Genomic DNA, 17,504 nt, shown 5'->3' on the forward strand with positions numbered 1-17,504 from the left:
CTCCGCGCGGTCGGTCTCTCGACACCGGCGCGCCCCTGCGGCTCACGCGTGCTTCTCATGCTGGCCCTCGGTTCTTACTGATCTCAGAGTCTTCTACGGCCCGCGAGACGGAGGCCACCGTCTCCTGGTCCAGGTCGAACAGCGTGCGCAGCGCGTCCGCGTACCCGGCGCCGCCGGGCTCGGCCGCGAGCTGCTTGACCCGTACGGTCGGCGCGTGCAGCAGCTTGTCGACGACACGTCGCACGGTCTGGGTGATCTCCGCGCGGTGCTTGTCGTCGAGGCCGGGCAGCCGTCCGTCGAGCCGGGCGATCTCACCCGCGACGACCTCGGCGGCCATGGCGCGCAGGGCGACCACGGTCGGCGTGATGTGCGCGGCCCGCTGGGCTGCCCCGAAGGCCGCGACCTCGTCGGAGACGATACGCCGGACCGCGTCCACGTCCGCCGCCATCGGGGCGTCGGCGGAGGCCTCGGCGAGCGACTCGATGTCCACCAGCCGCACCCCGGCCACCCGGTGCACGGCCGCGTCGACGTCCCGCGGCATCGCGAGGTCGAGGAACGACAACACCGGCGCGGGGCGCGGGATGTGGGCGACGGGCTCGGGCCGACGGCGCTCGGGGATCCGCCCGACCGTGGCGGCCATGGCGGCGAGTTCGGCGATGAGTTCGGCCTCGGCCTCGGGCGTACGCCGGGCCGCCTCACGCCGGTCGACGGCACTGCCGCCGACCCAGGCCGCGTGCTGCTCCAGCGTCGCCGCGTCCATCCCGGCCACGGCGGCCTCCCCCATCACGGAGAAGCCACTCGCCCCCTGCACCGCGGAAAGGTCCAGCGGACACCCGTCCTCGGTCCCGACGGACGTCGGCGGAAGCTCTTCGCGTACGACATCCGCTACGGCCGTACGACCGACCGTGGCGTCCTGCGACACCCGGCCCTCGACCGCTCCGGCGACCGTGTCGGCCGTCAGGACCAGCCCCGTGGCGCCCGTGCAGGACACGGCCACATCGGCACGTGTCAGCTCGAACGGCACCGAATCCATCGGTACCGCGCGGGCCGACACGTCCGTCTCGGGGCTCTCGGTGATGATCTGGGCGAGCCGCTCGGCGCGGTCGGAGGTGCGGTTGGCGACGACGATCTCGGCGACCCCGGCACGCGCGAGGGTCGCGGCGGCCAGCGACGACATGGAGCCGGCGCCGATGACCAGGGCCCGTTTCCCCTTCGCCCAGGCCTCAACTGCCGTACCGGAAGAGAGCTGTTGAAGGCCGAAGGTGACCAGGGACTGACCCGCGCGGTCGATGCCGGTCTCGGAGTGGGCGCGCTTGCCGACTCTGAGGGCCTGCTGGAACAGCTCGTTCAACAGCCGCCCGGCGGAGTGCAGTTCCTGCGCCTTGGCGAGGGAGTCCTTGATCTGGCCGAGGATCTGGCCCTCGCCGACCACCATCGAGTCGAGGCCGCAGGCCACCGAGAAGAGGTGGTGGACGGCCCGGTCCTCGTAGTGCACGTAGAGATAAGGAGTGAGCTCGTCCAGGCCGACGCCGCTGTGCTGGGCCAGCAGCGTGGACAACTCCGCGACGCCCGCGTGGAACTTGTCCACGTCGGCGTAGAGCTCGATGCGGTTGCAGGTGGCCAACACCGCGGCCTCGGCGGCCGGTTCGGCGGCGACCGTGTCCTGGAGGAGCTTGAACTGGGCGTCCGCGTTCAGCGTGGCCCGCTCCAGGAGACTGACCGGCGCGCTGCGATGGCTCAGCCCGACGACGAGGAGACTCATGCCGGCATCACGGCGGGGACGTCCCCGTCAGGGCCCTGCTCGGCGGAGTCGCCACGGCGCGCGGCGGTCGGGTGCGCCGCCTGGTTGGCGGCCTCCTCGCCGGCCTTGCGCTGCTCGTGGAAGGCGAGGATCTGCAGCTCGATGGAGAGGTCGACCTTGCGCACGTCGACGCCGTCCGGGACGGTCAGCACGGTCGGCGCGAAGTTCAGGATGGACGTCACACCGGCGGCCACGAGCCGGTCGCACACCGGCTGGGCGGCACCGGCGGGGGTGGCGATGACGCCGATGGAGACGCCGTTGTCGCTGACGATCTTCTCGAGCTCGTCCGCGTGCTGCACCGGGATGCCCGCGACGGGCTTGCCGGCCATCGCCGGGTCGGCGTCGATGAGGGCGGCGACCCGGAAGCCGCGGGAGGCGAACCCGCCGTAGTTGGCGAGTGCGGCGCCGAGGTTGCCGATACCGACGATCACGACCGGCCAGTCCTGGGTCAGGCCCAGTTCGCGGGAGATCTGGTACACGAGGTACTCGACGTCGTAGCCGACACCGCGGGTGCCGTACGAGCCGAGGTAGGAGAAGTCCTTGCGCAGCTTCGCGGAGTTGACCCCCGCGGCGGCCGCGAGCTCCTCGGAGGAGACCGTGGGCACCGAGCGCTCCGAGAGTCCGGTCAGCGCGCGGAGGTACAGCGGGAGACGGGCGACGGTGGCCTCGGGAATCCCTCGGCTACGGCTCGCCGGTCGGTGAGTTCGGCCAGTTGCCACGGTGCTCCTGCGGGTAGAGCGGGGCTGTGGGCGGTCACACGTACCCAGACCGCCCCGTCGAAAGCAGGCTATGTCTTTGTGAACGCGTGCACAAAGATGGTGTCCGATTTGCCCGGCCAACGTGACCGGGGTCACGCACACGCGTCCCAGGCGTATTCCAGGGGGCAAAACCGCCACACTCCTCGTAATTCCCGCCCCCGAGACCAAACCGCCGTCGATCCTAAGCGACGTTCGGGCGCGCGTTGAACTACTTGGTCAGTTCCCGGCGCAGCCGGGCCTCGTCCACCCGCCAGAAGGTGTGCTGTTTCCCATCCACGAGGACGACCGGAATCTGCTCCCAGTACTCGTCGTGCAGTCGCTGGTCCTCGGTGATGTCCTTCTGTTCCCAGGGGACCCCGAGGTCGGCGCAGACCTTCTCCACGACGAGCTGCGCGTCCTCGCACAGATGACAGCCGGGCTTGCGGATGAGGGTGACGAGATGACTCATGCACACCATTCTCGCGCCACCGGTGCACTTCTTTAACGGCCCGGTCGCGGAGAGTTCACAGCCTCCGAACCTCTCGGCTCCGGAACCACCGAACAAACTGGCTATGCTCACGACATGGCCGCTCTCGGATGGCTCACTCCCCGTAGGCGCTCCGCCACGGCGCGGAGCGTGTTGGCAGGCGAGGCCTCTGCGGAGGCAGCGCGCAAGTCGTCGCAGGACGCGCAGGACATACAGGACGCCCTCGCGCCCGAAAAGCAGGCGGAGGAACCGGAGTTCCCGGTCCTCGGCGACGACAGAGCGGCCGCGTTCTTCGACCTGGACAACACGGTCATGCAGGGCGCGTCGATCTTCCACTTCGGCCGGGGCCTGCACAAGCGGAAGTTCTTCGAGACCCGAGACCTCCTCAAGTTCGCCTGGCAGCAGGCCTGGTTCAGGCTCGCCGGCTCCGAGGACCCCGAGCACATGCAGGAGGCGCGCGACTCCGCGCTGTCCATCGTCAAGGGCCACCGCGTCGCCGAACTCCAGTCGATCGGCGAGGAGATCTACGACGAGTACATGGCCGAGCGCATCTGGCCCGGCACCCGCGCCCTCGCCGAGGCGCACCTGGACGCGGGCCAGAAGGTGTGGCTCGTCACGGCGGCCCCGGTGGAGATCGCCACGGTGATCGCCCGCCGCCTCGGCCTCACCGGCGCCCTCGGCACGGTCGCCGAGTCCGTCGACGGCGTCTACACCGGCAAGTTGGTCGGCGAACCCCTGCACGGCCCCGCGAAGGCGGAGGCGGTACGGGCACTGGCCGCGGCGGAGGGCCTGGACCTCTCGCGCTGCGCCGCGTACAGCGACTCGCACAACGACATCCCGATGCTCTCGCTGGTCGGGCACCCCTACGCCATCAACCCGGACTCCAAGCTGCGCAAGCACGCGCGCGAGCTGGACTGGCGGCTGCGCGACTACCGGACGGCCCGCAAGGCGGCCAAGGTCGGCATCCCGGCGGCGGCCGGCGTGGGCGCGGTGGCGGGCGGCACGGCCGCGGCGATCGCATTGCATCGCCGACGCCGGTGACGCGGTAAACACGGCCAATCCACGAGTCGTACCCGCGTAACCCCCTGTCCAGTCACGTTGGCTGCACACGGCCACAACACGCCCCGGTCCCTGACTGAATTCGGACCGTTCTGATCAACAACCGGTCACTCTGCGGTACTTGATCGGGCGTCAACCGGTTACAGAAGCGACGTAATCGATGATTTGAGCAACTGGGTGTAGCAGTGCCTGCACGAAGCGTTATTCTCCTCAGACGCAATCCGGTACCCCTCCGTCGCTACGACGGGTGAATGTTCCGGTACTGCACGTGATGGAAGCTCTGCCTCTGGGAGTCCCGTGTACCCACACGTCGGGGTTGACGCCTCGGGCCTGGCTACGCTGCGCGCAACGGTCCAAGACCTGTTGCGCGGCTTCGTCCCCACCGCGTACGCCGTCCCCGCCGCCTTCGCCACCACCGCACCCGTAGGCCCGTGCTATGCACTGGCCGACGGCGGCGCGGCTGTTGGCAGACGAGGGCGCTCGGCCGGCGCCGCCACCGCACGCCGTCCGGCCGCTGACAGCGACAGCGCCCGGATGATGGACCTCGTGGAGCGTGCCCAGGCCGGCGAAGCCGACGCCTTCGGCCGCCTCTACGACCAGTACAGCGACACTGTGTACCGGTACATCTACTACCGAGTGGGAGGCAAAGCCACCGCCGAGGACCTCACCAGCGAGACCTTTCTGCGCGCCCTGCGCCGCATCGGCACGTTCACCTATCAGGGCCGTGACTTCGGCGCCTGGCTGGTGACGATCGCCCGCAACCTGGTCGCCGACCACTTCAAGTCGAGCCGCTTCCGGCTGGAAGTGACCACCGGCGAGATGCTCGACGCCAACGAGGTCGAGCGCTCCCCCGAGGACTCCGTCCTGGAGTCCCTGTCGAACGCCGCACTGCTCGACGCCGTACGGCGGCTCAACCCCCAGCAGCAGGAGTGCGTCACGCTCCGCTTCCTGCAGGGCCTCTCCGTCGCGGAGACCGCCCGGGTGATGGGCAAGAACGAGGGTGCGATCAAGACCCTCCAGTACCGGGCCGTGCGCACTCTCGCCCGGCTCCTCCCGGACGACGCCCGCTGACGGCATACGCTCGGTAGCGCCCAACTCGCGCTCAGTGAAAGTCCGTTGAGTTCGCGGTCGGATCATCCGTCGTCCGTAACCCAAGTGCCGCGCCACTCGTTGTGCGGGATACAGGCTCCCTGTGGTCACGACCTGACCCTCCCCGATCACTCGATCGTGTGGATGCGGTCAGGCTGTGCAACCCTCAGGACCCCCTGGGGAGTCGACCGTCATGACGCGAGAGGAGGTGCCGCCAGTGATCGCGAACGTATCGGCGCACCGGCGGGCGAACGCCTTCGCCCAGGCCCTGGAAGAGGAGCAGTCCGACCAGGGCACGGCGGCCGAGCAGTCTCAAGGACCGGCCCCGGCCCCGGCTGCTGCGGAACAGACCGAGCAGGGCCGCATGCTGGCCTTCGCCACCGGTCTCGGCGAGCTGCCCAAACCCGTGCTGGACCCCGAGGTCAAGGTGGTCCAGCGGGCTCAGCTGGTCGCCGCGTTCGAGGCCATGCTGCAAGGCGAGGCACCCGGACCCTCGGTACCGGAGCAGCGGTCCCCCCGGTCCCGGGGTGCGCACCGGGCCACCGGTCTGGGCAAGCTGCGACCGCGGTCCCGGCTCTCCAAGGGCCTCGCGGCCGGCGGACTGAGCGTCGGGGTCGCCGCGGGTGCCTTCGGCGGAGTGGCCGCGGCGAGCTCGGGCGCCCTGCCCGGTGACTCGCTCTACGGCCTGAAGCGCGGCATCGAGGACTTCAAGCTCAACTACCTGTCCGACGGCGACGACCAGCGCGGTGTGGCCTACCTCGACCAGGCGTCCAACCGCCTGAGCGAGGCACGCCGGCTGATCGAGCGGGACCGTGGCGGCCACCTCGACCACGAGCAGCTCGGCGAGATCCGCCGCACGCTCGCCGGGATGACGCACGACGCGTCCGAGGGCCACCGCCTGCTGCACGAGGCGTACGAGCAGGACCCGAACTCGCTGGGCCCCATCCAGGCCCTCTCCGCGTTCTCCCGCTCGCACCGCGAGGCCTGGGGCGCCCTGCGCGACCGCCTCCCCGTCCAGCTCGGCGACGTCAGCGACCAGGTGTCGTCGGTCTTCGACGCCATAGACGAAGAGGTCGCCCCGCTCCAGTCGCTGCTCCCCCAGCCCCCGGCGACGACCCCCGGCACCGGCAAGCACCGCGCTCCGGGTACGGGGTCCAAGGGCGGCTCCACCGACACCCACCGCACGACGACACCGAGCACGACGGACGGCTCCGCGGAGACCGGCCACTCCAGCACCCCCACCGAGTCCGCCACCACCGGCGACGGCCTCCTCGGCGGCAACACGGGCGGCCTCCTGGACCCCCCGAAGGCTTCCGGCACGGAGTCGCCGTCCGCGAGCAAGCCGTCGATCACCGAGCCGGACGTCACGCTGCCACCGCTGCTCCCGGGCTTGCTGCCGGGCTTGGGCATCGACAGCGAGGATGCGAATTAGCTTCGCCTCGGCTGTACGACGATGGGCGCCCTTCCAGCGAGGGGCGCCCATCGTCTTTAGGGGCGCGGGGCCGTATTGATTTGCGGCTACCGCCGCGTGGGCGCGACCAGCCCCCACCGGCCCGCAGCCAAGGAACTGCCGAACCAGAAACTAGAAAAACACCGACCGCCGCTGCACCAGCAACTTGTACAACGTGTGCTGGATCTGCTCCCTCACCTGGTCGGTGAGGTTGAACATGAGCATCGGATCCTCGGCGGCCTCCGGTGGATAGCCGGCCGTGGGGATCGGCTCGCCGAACTGGATCGTCCACTTCGTGGGGAGCGGGATCGCGCCCAGCGGGCCCAGCCACGGGAAGGTCGGCGTGATCGGGAAGTACGGGAAGCCCAGGACCCGGGCCAGCGTCTTCGAGTTGCCGATCATCGGGTAGATCTCCTCCGCCCCGACGATCGAGCACGGGATGATCGGCGTCCCCTTGCGCAGGGCCGTCGAGACGAAGCCGCCGCGGCCGAAGCGCTGGAGTTTGTAGCGCTCGCTGAACGGCTTGCCGATGCCCTTGAAGCCCTCCGGCATCACACCGACCAACTCGCCGCGCCCCAGCAGGCGTTCGGCGTCCTCGGCGCAGGCCAGCGTATGACCGGCCTTGCGGGCGAGCTCGTTGACCACCGGCAGCATGAAGACGAGGTCCGCCGCGAGGAGCCGGAGGTGCCGGCCCGCGGGATGGTTGTCGTGGACGGCGATCTGCATCATCACGCCGTCCAGCGGCAGCGTCCCGGAGTGGTTGGCGACGATCAGCGCGCCGCCCTCCGCCGGGATGTTCTCGATGCCCTTGACCTCGACCCGGAAGTACTTCTCGTACAACGGTCGCAGCGCCGGCATCAGGACCTCGTCGGTGAGCTCCTCGTCGTAGCCGAAGTCGTCGACGTCGTAGTCCCCGGTCAGCCGGCGGCGCAGGAAGGACAGGCCGTGGGCGACCCGGCGTTCCAGGCCGCTCTGGCCCTCCTGGCCGTCCTCGTCCGGTGTCTGCTCCGGCTCTTGTTCCTCACGCGTCACAGGAACATCATCCTGCGCGAAGTCCCGGCCCGGCAGGGGCTGGACCTCACGGACCAGCGCGGGCTCGCCGTTCTTGCGCCGGTTCCCGGTGCTCCGGCGCCGCTGCGGCCGCTGCACGCCGTTCGCACGGGACCGGTCGTCGTCGAACGGAATGACCTTGGCATCCGCCATCGTTGATGCGCTCCTCAGTTGGCGCTCGGCGTCGGGGGGTGGCCACTGCCCGGCCTGGACAGCGCCGCGATCCGGTCGACGGCCCCCGCGAGGGCCTCCGGCGGCAGCAGCCCCGGGCCCTGACTCCGCGCGAAGTCCGCGAAGGTCTCGGCGGTCGTGTACTTCGGCTTGTACCCCAGCGTCTCGCGCATCTGGACCGTCGACACGACCCGGCCGTGCGTGAGCAGCCGGATCTGTTCCGGGGAGAAGTCCGTCATCCCCAGCGTACGCACCAGGGAACCGGCCCAGGTGACCGCCGGCAGCAGCAGCGGCACGGTCGGGCGGCCCAGGCGCCGCGAGCACTGGGAGAGCAACAGGACGCCGTCCCCGGCGATGTTGAAGGTGCCGCTGTTGAGCGTGCCCCGCTCCGGGTCGTGCGAGGCGATCCGCAGTACGTCGATCACGTCGTCCTCGTGCACGAACTGCAGCCGCGGGTCGTACCCGAACACGGTCGGCAGAACCGGCAGCGAGAAGTACGACGCGAGCGGCGAATCCGCCGTAGGACCAAGGATGTTGGCGAACCGCAGCACGCACACGGCGACGTCAGGACGGCGGCGGGCGAAGCCGCGCACATAGCCCTCGACCTCGACGGTGTCCTTCGCGAAGCCGCCGCTCGGCAGGGACTTCGGCGGGGTGCCCTCGGTGAAGACGGCCGGGTCGCGCGGGGCGGAGCCGTAGACGTTCGTGCTGGACTTCACCACCAGGCGCTTGACGACCGGCGACTTCTGGCAGGCGCCGAGCAGCTGCATGGTGCCGATGACGTTGGTCTCCTTGACCGTGGTCCGGCTGCCGCTGCCCAGGGCGGTGCCCGTCACGTCCATGTGCACGACCGTGTCGGCGCCCGACTCCGCGAGCACGCGCGCGATGGTGGGCTGCCGGATGTCGGCCTGGATGAACTCCGCGCCCCCCAGATGGTGCCCCGGCGGAACGGCGTCCACGGCGATCACCCGGTCCACCTGTGGGTCACGCTGGATCCGTCGAACGAACCGGCCCCCCAGCTGACGGGCCACTCCGGTCACGAGCACGACCTTCCCCAAGATCAGCGCCTTCCTTCTGAGTTACCCGTGTGCGGCCAACCTAGCGGTTCGGTGTTGCGCTGTGATGACCGCCCGACCGACGAAAGTCCGGAACACAACTGTGAGTCCGGAACATAACTGTGGCCCCCCACCGAATTCGGTGGGGGGCCACAGGAGACGCTCTCGCGGCGCCGCGTCGCCTACTTCTTGTTACGACGCTGCACGCGCGTGCGCTTCAGCAGCTTGCGGTGCTTCTTCTTAGCCATCCGCTTGCGCCGCTTCTTGATAACAGAGCCCACGACTACCCTCGCTCACTTCTCATCACTCGGTGCTGGGCATCATGGGCCCATACGACCTACAAGGGGCCAGCCTACCCGTCCGAGCGCTGAGGTCGTAATCGAGGTATCGCCTCAGGCTGTCTCCACCCCCACATAACTCTCGCGAAGGTACTCGTGTACCGCTTGCTCGGGGACGCGGAAGGACCGCCCCACCCGGATAGCGGGCAGATGACCGCTGTGCACCAACCGGTACACGGTCATCTTCGACACTCGCATCACCGAGGCGACCTCCGCCACGGTAAGGAACTGAACCTCGTTCAGAGGCCTCTCGCCAGCTGCAGCCATGACACACCTGAACCTTCCGCACTCGACGGTCACCGGCTTCCCCTTCCGGTGACTCTTCGTCGTTGCGTGCTCACTCCCCAATGTAGGGGCGTGTGATGCGAGTGGGGAAGAGGTGCACCCATCGGCGGCCTACTGTGACAGACACGCTCGATTGAGTACGTAGCGGGTAAGCGGGCGGTAGTAATCGGACCGCACGGCGTCATCAAGTGGAACTACGACGGACACCGACCCCTCGGCCTCACCCACGAAGAGCGCGGGGTCGTCGGTGTCAGCCAGCCCAATGGCCTCGAACCCCAGCTGACCTGCTCCGCAGACCCATCCGTGGTCCCCGATCACCAGCTCCGGAAGCACCCCGCCGGCCTCCGCCGCCGCACCCAGCACGGTACGAACCGGCAGCGGTGAGTGCGTGTGTGCGCCGGGCTCACAACCGGTGCGTTCGGGGCCTGGTTCGCGGACCAGCCCGACCCCCTGGACGTAGTCAAGGTTGTACGTGCGTAGACCGAACCGGGTCGTTATGTCGATACAACGACCATGCGCCGGGGTGAGAACAGCACACCCCGCCGCCGACAAGGCGTCCGCCAACGCGGCGTAGAACCCGAGCAGTCGATGCGGATGCCCGGTACCGAGAAGCACCGCCCCACTCCGCTCCGCAACCGCACCCAACCGATCGGCGAAGGCGTCCAACGCGGCCAGGGTCCGCTCCGGATCGATCACATCATGCCCGGAAGTGTGCGTCGGGTCGGCCGAAACCCCGCACTTGTCCGCCATCAGCCCGATCAAGTCCCGCTGCCCCCATGTCCATTCGGGATCGAGTCCGATCAGCACCCGGGGATCACGGGCGGCGAAGGCGCGATAACTCCGCAGGCTCTCCTCCCGTGAGGTCGCCACGGGTCCGGCCAGCCGGGCGGCCAGCAGATGGGCGCGGAGGGCGCCGGTGCTCAACACGGGAGCGATGGTGACGGACACGGCACCCCGGCACGACGAGAACCCCGGAAACACCGCGCGGTTGGCGTAACACCGGTGACAGGACGAAGACAGGACGGTGACAGAAACAACCACAACTGTCGTACGGATCCCCGGGTCTCACCTTGCGTGGACGGAACGACCAACCGTCCCAGGCAAGTTGACCAGCACCACCAAGGCGTCATCATCAACTGGGGGAACACCATCATGATCAAGCTGTCCCGTCGCACCACGACCGCGGCCGCACTCACCGTCCTGGCCCTCGGCGGCACGGTAGCCGCCACGGCCCCGGCCTCGGCAGCCACCTCCACCGCCACCAAGGCGGCAGCCGTCGCCACCTACAACGGCGCCTGCGGCACCGGCTACAAGGTCATCGACTCCACGCCGGTCGGCAACGTCGGCAAGGTCTTCCTGACCTGGAACGAGTCGACCGGCAAGAACTGCGCCGTGACCATCCGCAACACCCCGGGCTCGAAGATCCACATGGCCGTCGAGCTCAACATCGCCGTCGACTACGAGCACAACCCGGTCGTCGACAGCGGCCAGTACACGTCGTACGCCGGTCCCGTCTACATGTCCGCCCGCGGCTACTGCGCCGTCTGGCAGGGCGTCATCGGCACAGCCACAGGCAGCGACTCCGGCCACTGCGGCTGACACACGGTCGCCGGGGGCGTCCCGACCAGCCGCCCCCGGCGACCACTCCGCAACACCGGCCGGCATCACGCGACTCCGCGACACCGGCCGACACCATCCAGCCCGGCCGGCCACTTCCCAGCACAGGCCCGCAAAATCAGCCCGTCCGGCGTTTGAGGACGAGGCCGTCCAGGCCGAAGCAGGGGTCTGGGGGCGGCAGCCCCCAGGGATGGGACGGGTAGGGGCGGCGGGGGCGAAAATCCCCGAGACACCCGCCCCCACCCACCCGCACATCCACCGAAGACCTACGCCAACAACCCCCGCAACGGAAACACCGCCCGCCGAGTAGCCACAACAGCCTGATCAAGACGATCCCCGGGGTCATACCCCGACTCCCACTCGGCGTAGGCCACAGGCCACCGCCCATCAGTCATCCGCTGCGGCCCCAACTGCCGCGTCCGCGCGAACACTTCCTGCCGCCACCCCTCAGGAATCACCGCTTCCGGCGCAATCTCCCGCCCCGCAGCAATAGCGACAAGATGCGTCCACGACCGCGGCACCACCTCCACCACGGCATAACCACCCCCACCGAGCGCGACCCACTTCCCGTCCGCGTACTCGTGCGCGAGCTCATGACACGCGACCTGCACCGCCCGCTGTGCGTCCAGCGACACGGCGAGATGCGCGAGCGGGTCCTCGAAGTGCGTATCGGCCCCGTGCTGAGTCACCAGCACCTGCGGCCGGAAGTCCGCGATCAACTCCGGTACGACGGCATGGAAGGCCCGCAACCACCCCGCGTCCCCGGTCCCGGCGGGCAACGCCACATTGACCGCGGAGCCCTCCCCCCGCCCCGCCCCGGTCTCCTCCGGCCACCCGGTCTGCGGGAACAACGTCCGAGGATGCTCGTGCAGGGAGATCGTCAGCACCCGGGGGTCCTCCCAGAACGCCGCCTGGACCCCATCCCCGTGATGCACGTCGACATCCACATACGCGACCCGCTCGGCCCCCAGCTCCAACAGCCGGGCAATGGCCAGCGAGGCGTCGTTGTAGATACAGAACCCGGAGGCAGCCCCAGGCATCGCATGATGCAGCCCACCCGAGAAGTTCACCGCATGCAGAACATCCCCGGCCCACACAGCCTCAGCCGCCCCCACCGACTGCCCGGCAATCAGCGCGGACACCTCGTGCATCCCGGCAAAGGCAGGATCATCCATGGTCCCGAGCCCATACGCCCCGTCCGCCGCATCCGGATCGGCAGAGGCGGCCTTGACCGCCTCGACGTAGTCCTCCCGGTGAACCAGCCGCAACGTCGAATCACCAGCGGGCTTGGCCGCTACGACATCCACGTCCTTGTCGAGCCCGAAGGCATCGACGAGTCTCCGGGTCAGGGCGAGCCGGACCGGGTCCATCGGATGGTCCCGGCCGAAGTCATAGCCCGTTACTGCCTCGTCCCACATCAGCTGTGCGCGCCCGCTCATGCCCGTCACCGTACCGGCCCTCCTCCCGCGCGAACGAGCGGGCGTACACCAACGTCACCAGCACCAACACCATCGGCACGAGCATCGCCCCGCGATAACTCCAGGCGTCACCCAGCGCCCCCACCAACGGCGAACCGATCAGGAACCCCACGTAATTGAACACATTGAGCCGCGCAATGGCCGTATCCGAAGCCCCCGGGAACAACCGCCCGGCCGCCGCGAAGGTCTGCGGCACCAGCACACACAACCCGAGCCCCACCAACGTGAACCCGAGCATCCCGACCCCGGCCCCCGGCGCCACGGCCACCACGGCGAACCCCACCGCGGCCACCACAGCCCCCAGCCGCACCACGGCCACGGCCCCGAACCGCCGTACCCCGAGATCCCCGATCCCCCGCCCGACCAGGCACATCACCATGTAGACGTTGTACGGAACGGTCGCCACCTGCTCCGAACTCCCCAGCACGTCCTTCAGATACTTCGCACTCCAGTTGGAGACGGTCGAGTCCCCGATATAGGCGAAGGTCATCACCAGACACAACGGCAGCAGCAGCTTGAAAACAAGCGGCCCGGCCTCCGCGCCCTCCGCCTCGCTCCCCGGCGCATCCCCGTCGACGTACCACCGACTCCCGACAAAGGCAGCCGGCAACAACACGGCCACCACCGGCAGATACGACACCCACAGCGCGAGATGCCAGTGCGCCCCCGCCCAAGCCAGCGAGGCCCCCACGATCCCGCCCAGGCTGTACGCGGCATGGAAGCTGAGCATGATGCTTCGCCCGTACGTCCGCTGCAGACTCACCCCGAGCATGTTCATCGAGGCGTCCAGCGCACCCACGCCGAGCCCGAACGCCCCGAGGGCGACGGCCAGTTCGGCCATGCTGTCGCCCGCCCCGACCCCGAGCAGCGCCAGGAGGACGACGGGCTGGGACCAGCGCAACAGCACGCTGGGCCGTATTCGCTTCACCAGGTGCTCGGTGGTCACACTCCCGACCCCGGCGAGGATCGGCACGGCGGCCAGGAAGACGGGCAGCAGCCCGTCCGAGACCCCGTACCGGTCCTGGATCGCCGGGATGCGCGTCACGAGCAGCGCGAAGGTGGCGCCCTGAGCGAAGAAGCTGAACGCCAATGAGGCCCTACCGCGCCGCAGCACATCTGTCATGGCGGCGAGCGTAGAGGCCCCGGCGTACTCATGGGTAGATCCAGCCAAAGATGAATTCGGCTCACCTTTACCGAGCGACGGCCAGCGAGGGCACAACCGCAGGTGCGGGGACGTCCCCGCCCTTCAGCTCCGCGTCGATCATCTCCGCCATCGGCCCGGCGGCGACACCGCCACTGACCACCGACGTCACGGCGATCGTCCCGATCATCACGACCGTGCCCAGCCACACCATGGTGTCCACCGGCAGCGTGTACACACCGACGATCCGCGCCACGCACTCGGCGAGCAGCATCACACCCCACACCAACGAGAACCGCCGCTCGGCCCGCCGAAAGGCCACCGACCCGCCGAGCAGCCGCTCGAACGCGGCCTCCCGCTCCGGGTCCCCCTTCACCAGGAAGGGCTTCATCCCGGCGGTCATCATCGGCTTCCCCAGCGCCACGGACACGAGGATCCCGATCCCGACGGCACTGCTGACCCCGCTGTCCTTCGCGAGCATCAGCCGCGGATCACCGGCCACGAAGCTGAGCAGCAGCCCGACCACATTCACGAAGAGAATCAGCGCGGCGAAGGCATTGATCGTCCGCTCGGCGACGACCCCCCACACGGTCCGCACCGCCGGCACGACACTGCTCCACCCCAGCGCCGCCACGGTGCCCATCCCGAACCCGCTCTTCAGCAGGTAGTACGACCCGATCGGCACCGCCACGTCCGCGAGGAGCGGCCCGAAGTTCTTCTTCATGGAGCCCGTGTTCGTCGTCATGCACTCAGCTTGCCGCGAGCCCCCAGCCGGCCAGTAGAACCGATCGTCCGGACCTCGGCATGACAAATGTCAGTGCGTGACCGATGCCCGAGGTCATTCCAACAGGTCAGCCAACTGCCCCATGTCACCAAAGAGTTGACTCGCCCCGACAAGCCGCTCGGCAGGAGTCATCCCGATGAACCCATACACATCCATCCCAGCCGCAACAGCAGCCCGCACCCCCAACGGACTGTCCTCTACGACGACACACCGCTCCGGCGCGACACCCATCCGCTCGGCCGCGTACAGGAAGAGATCCGGCGCGGGCTTCCCCCGCCCCACGTCCTCGGAGCTGAAGACCCACTCGTCCTCGAACCACTCGTCCAGCCCCGTCGTCCGATGCCCCACCCGAATCCGCTCATGACTCCCGGACGACGCCACGCAGTACGGCACCCCGTCCGCGACCAGCCTCTCCAGCACCTCGACGGCCCCGGCGACCGGCTTCAACTCCCGCTCGAACGCGGCGAAAACACGCGCGTGGAAGACATCGTCGAAGTCGTCCGGCAACCGCTGCCCGGTCCGCTCCTCGACGAGATCGTGGACACGGTGCATCGCGGCACCCATGTAGTCGCGGAGGGACTCCTCGTAGGAGGTCGGATGCCCGAGCTCGGTGAGATAGCCGGCCAGGAGCCTGTTGGAGATCGGCTCACTGTCGACGAGAACACCGTCGTTGTCGAAGATCACGAGGTCATAGCGCATACTTCTGAGCCTAAACGCAGAAAACCCCTGTACCGAATAAACGGTACAGGGGTTTTCGCAATATTTGTTCGGCGGCGTCCTACTCTCCCACAGGGTCCCCCCTGCAGTACCATCGGCGCTGTAAGGCTTAGCTTCCGGGTTCGGAATGTAACCGGGCGTTTCCCTCACGCTATGACCACCGAAACACTATGAAACAGACAACCGCACCATCACCGTGACCATGGCAATGGGGTTGTTCGTGGTTTCAGAACCAACACAGTGGACGCGAGCAACTGAGGACAAGCCCTCGGCCTATTAGTACCGGTCACCTCCAGCGGTTACCCGCCTTCCAGATCCGGCCTATCAACCCAGTCGTCTACTGGGAGCCTTAACCCCTCAAGGGGGTGGGAACACTCATCTCGAAGCAGGCTTCCCGCTTAGATGCTTTCAGCGGTTATCCCTCCCGAACGTAGCCAACCAGCCATGCCCTTGGCAGAACAACTGGCACACCAGAGGTTCGTCCGTCCCGGTCCTCTCGTACTAGGGACAGCCCTTCTCAATGTTCCTGCGCGCGCAGCGGATAGGGACCGAACTGTCTCACGACGTTCTAAACCCAGCTCGCGTACCGCTTTAATGGGCGAACAGCCCAACCCTTGGGACCGACTCCAGCCCCAGGATGCGACGAGCCGACATCGAGGTGCCAAACCATCCCGTCGATATGGACTCTTGGGGAAGATCAGCCTGTTATCCCCGGGGTACCTTTTATCCGTTGAGCGACGGCGCTTCCACAAGCCACCGCCGGATCACTAGTCCCGACTTTCGTCCCTGCTCGACCCGTCGGTCTCACAGTCAAGCTCCCTTGTGCACTTACACTCAACACCTGATTGCCAACCAGGCTGAGGGAACCTTTGGGCGCCTCCGTTACTCTTTAGGAGGCAACCGCCCCAGTTAAACTACCCATCAGACACTGTCCCTGATCCGGATCACGGACCCAGGTTAGACATCCAGCACGACCAGACTGGTATTTCAACGACGACTCCCCCTGAACTGGCGTCCAGAGTTCACAGTCTCCCAGCTATCCTACACAAGCCGAACCGAACACCAATATCAAACTGTAGTAAAGGTCCCGGGGTCTTTCCGTCCTGCTGCGCGAAACGAGCATCTTTACTCGTAGTGCAATTTCACCGGGCCTATGGTTGAGACAGTCGAGAAGTCGTTACGCCATTCGTGCAGGTCGGAACTTACCCGACAAGGAATTTCGCTACCTTAGGATGGTTATAGTTACCACCGCCGTTTACTGGCGCTTAAGTTCTCAGCTTCGCCACCCCGAAGAGTGACTAACCGGTCCCCTTAACGTTCCAGCACCGGGCAGGCGTCAGTCCGTATACATCGCCTTACGGCTTCGCACGGACCTGTGTTTTTAGTAAACAGTCGCTTCTCGCTGGTCTCTGCGGCCACCCCCAGCTCACGGAGTAAATCCGATCACCAGTGATGGCCCCCCTTCTCCCGAAGTTACGGGGGCATTTTGCCGAGTTCCTTAACCATAGTTCACCCGAACGCCTCGGTATTCTCTACCTGACCACCTGAGTCGGTTTAGGGTACGGGCCGCCATGAAACTCGCTAGAGGCTTTTCTCGACAGCATAGGATCATCCACTTCACCACAATCGGCTCGGCATCAGGTCTCAGACTTAATGAATGGCGGATTTGCCTACCACTCGTCCTACACCCTTACCCCGGGACAACCACCGCCCGGGATGGACTACCTTCCTGCGTCACCCCATCACTCACCTACTAACCGCTTGGGCCGGCGGCTCCACCACTTTCCATTCCCCGAAGGGTCCGGAACGGCTTCACGGCCTTAGCATCACGATGCTCGATGTTTGACGCTTCACAGCGGGTACCGGAATATCAACCGGTTATCCATCGACTACGCCTGTCGGCCTCGCCTTAGGTCCCGACTTACCCTGGGCAGATCAGCTTGACCCAGGAACCCTTAGTCAATCGGCGCACACGTTTCTCACGTGTGTATCGCTACTCATGCCTGCATTCTCACTCGTGAACCGTCCACCACTAGCTTCCGCTGCAGCTTCACCCGGCACACGACGCTCCCCTACCCATCCCAGCCGCCGTTGGGCGTATGTGCTGGAATGACACGACTTCGGCGGTACGCTTGAGCCCCGCTACATTGTCGGCGCGGAATCACTAGACCAGTGAGCTATTACGCACTCTTTCAAGGGTGGCTGCTTCTAAGCCAACCTCCTGGTTGTCTCTGCGACTCCACAT

16 protein-coding genes and 2 rRNA genes (1 of these 18 only partly in view) are annotated in these 17,504 nt (G+C 67.4%); 4 read left to right on the forward strand and 14 right to left on the reverse strand.

Translation table 11 applies throughout. The features are described 5' to 3' along the window. Positions 1 to 55 precede the first annotated feature (55 nt). The 3 genes from OG714_RS22820 to OG714_RS22830 form a co-directional block, all read right to left on the reverse strand. The gene (locus OG714_RS22820; protein WP_406123595.1) at positions 56 to 1,762 is read right to left on the reverse strand and encodes a glutamyl-tRNA reductase; all 1,707 of its coding nucleotides are present in this window, start codon (positions 1,760 to 1,762) and stop codon (positions 56 to 58) included. Beyond that, positions 1,759 to 2,520 carry a redox-sensing transcriptional repressor Rex gene (locus OG714_RS22825; protein WP_406123597.1) on the reverse strand — a complete coding sequence of 254 codons (762 nt, stop codon included), beginning with the start codon at positions 2,518 to 2,520 and terminating at the stop codon, positions 1,759 to 1,761. The genes OG714_RS22820 and OG714_RS22825 overlap by 4 nt, the downstream gene beginning before the upstream one ends. 247 nt (positions 2,521 to 2,767) lie before the next feature. Then, positions 2,768 to 3,007: a glutaredoxin family protein gene (locus OG714_RS22830; RefSeq protein WP_406123599.1), complete on the reverse strand. Its 240-nt coding sequence runs from the start codon at positions 3,005 to 3,007 to the stop codon at positions 2,768 to 2,770. Positions 3,008 to 3,121: 114 nt separating this feature from the next. Here OG714_RS22830 and OG714_RS22835 point away from each other — a divergent pair, with 114 nt between their 5' ends. From OG714_RS22835 to OG714_RS22845, 3 genes are all read left to right on the forward strand, one after another. Then, the gene (locus OG714_RS22835; RefSeq protein ID WP_406123601.1) at positions 3,122 to 4,066 is read left to right on the forward strand and encodes an HAD family hydrolase; all 945 of its coding nucleotides are present in this window, start codon (positions 3,122 to 3,124) and stop codon (positions 4,064 to 4,066) included. A gap of 315 nt (positions 4,067 to 4,381) precedes the next feature. Next, the gene (locus OG714_RS22840; RefSeq protein ID WP_026151088.1) at positions 4,382 to 5,155 is read left to right on the forward strand and encodes an ECF subfamily RNA polymerase sigma factor, BldN family; all 774 of its coding nucleotides are present in this window, start codon (positions 4,382 to 4,384) and stop codon (positions 5,153 to 5,155) included. A 235-nt stretch (positions 5,156 to 5,390) separates the two neighbouring features. After that, positions 5,391 to 6,605 carry a DUF5667 domain-containing protein gene (locus tag OG714_RS22845; RefSeq protein ID WP_406123604.1) on the forward strand — a complete coding sequence of 405 codons (1,215 nt, stop codon included), beginning with the start codon at positions 5,391 to 5,393 and terminating at the stop codon, positions 6,603 to 6,605. A gap of 150 nt (positions 6,606 to 6,755) precedes the next feature. Here the strand turns inward: OG714_RS22845 and OG714_RS22850 are convergent, their stop codons facing one another. From OG714_RS22850 to OG714_RS22870, 5 genes are all read right to left on the reverse strand, one after another. Beyond that, entirely contained in the window at positions 6,756 to 7,826 is a 1,071-nt protein-coding gene (locus OG714_RS22850) for a lysophospholipid acyltransferase family protein (RefSeq protein WP_406123605.1), read from the reverse strand. A gap of 14 nt (positions 7,827 to 7,840) precedes the next feature. Next, positions 7,841 to 8,902, reverse strand: a complete 1,062-nt coding sequence (locus tag OG714_RS22855) for an NAD-dependent epimerase/dehydratase family protein (RefSeq protein ID WP_406123607.1) — start codon at positions 8,900 to 8,902, stop codon at positions 7,841 to 7,843. 179 nt (positions 8,903 to 9,081) lie between these two features. Further along, positions 9,082 to 9,180: a 30S ribosomal protein bS22 gene (locus OG714_RS22860; RefSeq protein WP_003948845.1), complete on the reverse strand. Its 99-nt coding sequence runs from the start codon at positions 9,178 to 9,180 to the stop codon at positions 9,082 to 9,084. Positions 9,181 to 9,291: 111 nt separating this feature from the next. Further along, positions 9,292 to 9,504, reverse strand: a complete 213-nt coding sequence (locus OG714_RS22865; RefSeq protein WP_004984898.1) for a helix-turn-helix domain-containing protein — start codon at positions 9,502 to 9,504, stop codon at positions 9,292 to 9,294. Between the two features lie 129 nt (positions 9,505 to 9,633). Then, entirely contained in the window at positions 9,634 to 10,449 is an 816-nt protein-coding gene (locus OG714_RS22870) for a phosphatase (RefSeq protein WP_406131911.1), read from the reverse strand. A gap of 225 nt (positions 10,450 to 10,674) precedes the next feature. Between OG714_RS22870 and OG714_RS22875 the strand changes: the two genes are divergently transcribed. Further along, positions 10,675 to 11,121, forward strand: coding sequence for a spore-associated protein A (locus OG714_RS22875; RefSeq protein WP_406123608.1), 447 nt, complete (start codon positions 10,675 to 10,677; stop codon positions 11,119 to 11,121). A 284-nt stretch (positions 11,122 to 11,405) separates the two neighbouring features. Here the strand turns inward: OG714_RS22875 and OG714_RS22880 are convergent, their stop codons facing one another. The 6 genes from OG714_RS22880 to OG714_RS22905 form a co-directional block, all read right to left on the reverse strand. Continuing rightward, positions 11,406 to 12,578: an acetoin utilization protein AcuC gene (locus tag OG714_RS22880; protein ID WP_406123610.1), complete on the reverse strand. Its 1,173-nt coding sequence runs from the start codon at positions 12,576 to 12,578 to the stop codon at positions 11,406 to 11,408. Continuing rightward, positions 12,529 to 13,740 (reverse strand): MFS transporter, encoded by a 1,212-nt coding sequence (locus OG714_RS22885; protein WP_406123612.1) that lies wholly within the window; start codon positions 13,738 to 13,740, stop codon positions 12,529 to 12,531. Before OG714_RS22885 ends, OG714_RS22880 begins: the two co-directional genes overlap by 50 nt. Before the next feature lie 67 nt (positions 13,741 to 13,807). Beyond that, positions 13,808 to 14,503, reverse strand: coding sequence for a VC0807 family protein (locus OG714_RS22890; protein WP_406123613.1), 696 nt, complete (start codon positions 14,501 to 14,503; stop codon positions 13,808 to 13,810). 93 nt (positions 14,504 to 14,596) lie between these two features. After that, positions 14,597 to 15,241: an HAD family hydrolase gene (locus OG714_RS22895; RefSeq protein WP_406123615.1), complete on the reverse strand. Its 645-nt coding sequence runs from the start codon at positions 15,239 to 15,241 to the stop codon at positions 14,597 to 14,599. Between the two features lie 66 nt (positions 15,242 to 15,307). Next, positions 15,308 to 15,424, reverse strand: a 5S ribosomal RNA gene (gene rrf, locus OG714_RS22900). Positions 15,425 to 15,515: 91 nt separating this feature from the next. Beyond that, a 23S ribosomal RNA gene (locus OG714_RS22905) occupies positions 15,516 to 17,504 on the reverse strand; it runs 1,135 nt beyond the window's last position.

The sequence above is a fragment of the Streptomyces sp. NBC_00989 genome, from assembly GCF_045162655.1.
Lineage (GTDB): Bacteria > Actinomycetota > Actinomycetes > Streptomycetales > Streptomycetaceae > Streptomyces.

Coding starts and splice junctions, on each gene's coding strand:
- OG714_RS22895 (WP_406123615.1), bottom strand. CDS start 15,241: ATGCGCTATGACCTCGTGATCTTCGACAACGACGGTGTTCTCGTCGAC.
- OG714_RS22830 (WP_406123599.1), bottom strand. CDS start 3,007: ATGAGTCATCTCGTCACCCTCATCCGCAAGCCCGGCTGTCATCTGTGC.
- OG714_RS22820 (WP_406123595.1), bottom strand. CDS start 1,762: ATGAGTCTCCTCGTCGTCGGGCTGAGCCATCGCAGCGCGCCGGTCAGT.
- OG714_RS22875 (WP_406123608.1), top strand. CDS start 10,675: ATGATCAAGCTGTCCCGTCGCACCACGACCGCGGCCGCACTCACCGTC.
- OG714_RS22850 (WP_406123605.1), bottom strand. CDS start 7,826: ATGGCGGATGCCAAGGTCATTCCGTTCGACGACGACCGGTCCCGTGCG.
- OG714_RS22885 (WP_406123612.1), bottom strand. CDS start 13,740: ATGACAGATGTGCTGCGGCGCGGTAGGGCCTCATTGGCGTTCAGCTTC.
- OG714_RS22890 (WP_406123613.1), bottom strand. CDS start 14,503: ATGACGACGAACACGGGCTCCATGAAGAAGAACTTCGGGCCGCTCCTC.
- OG714_RS22865 (WP_004984898.1), bottom strand. CDS start 9,504: ATGGCTGCAGCTGGCGAGAGGCCTCTGAACGAGGTTCAGTTCCTTACC.
- OG714_RS22835 (WP_406123601.1), top strand. CDS start 3,122: ATGGCCGCTCTCGGATGGCTCACTCCCCGTAGGCGCTCCGCCACGGCG.
- OG714_RS22880 (WP_406123610.1), bottom strand. CDS start 12,578: ATGAGCGGGCGCGCACAGCTGATGTGGGACGAGGCAGTAACGGGCTAT.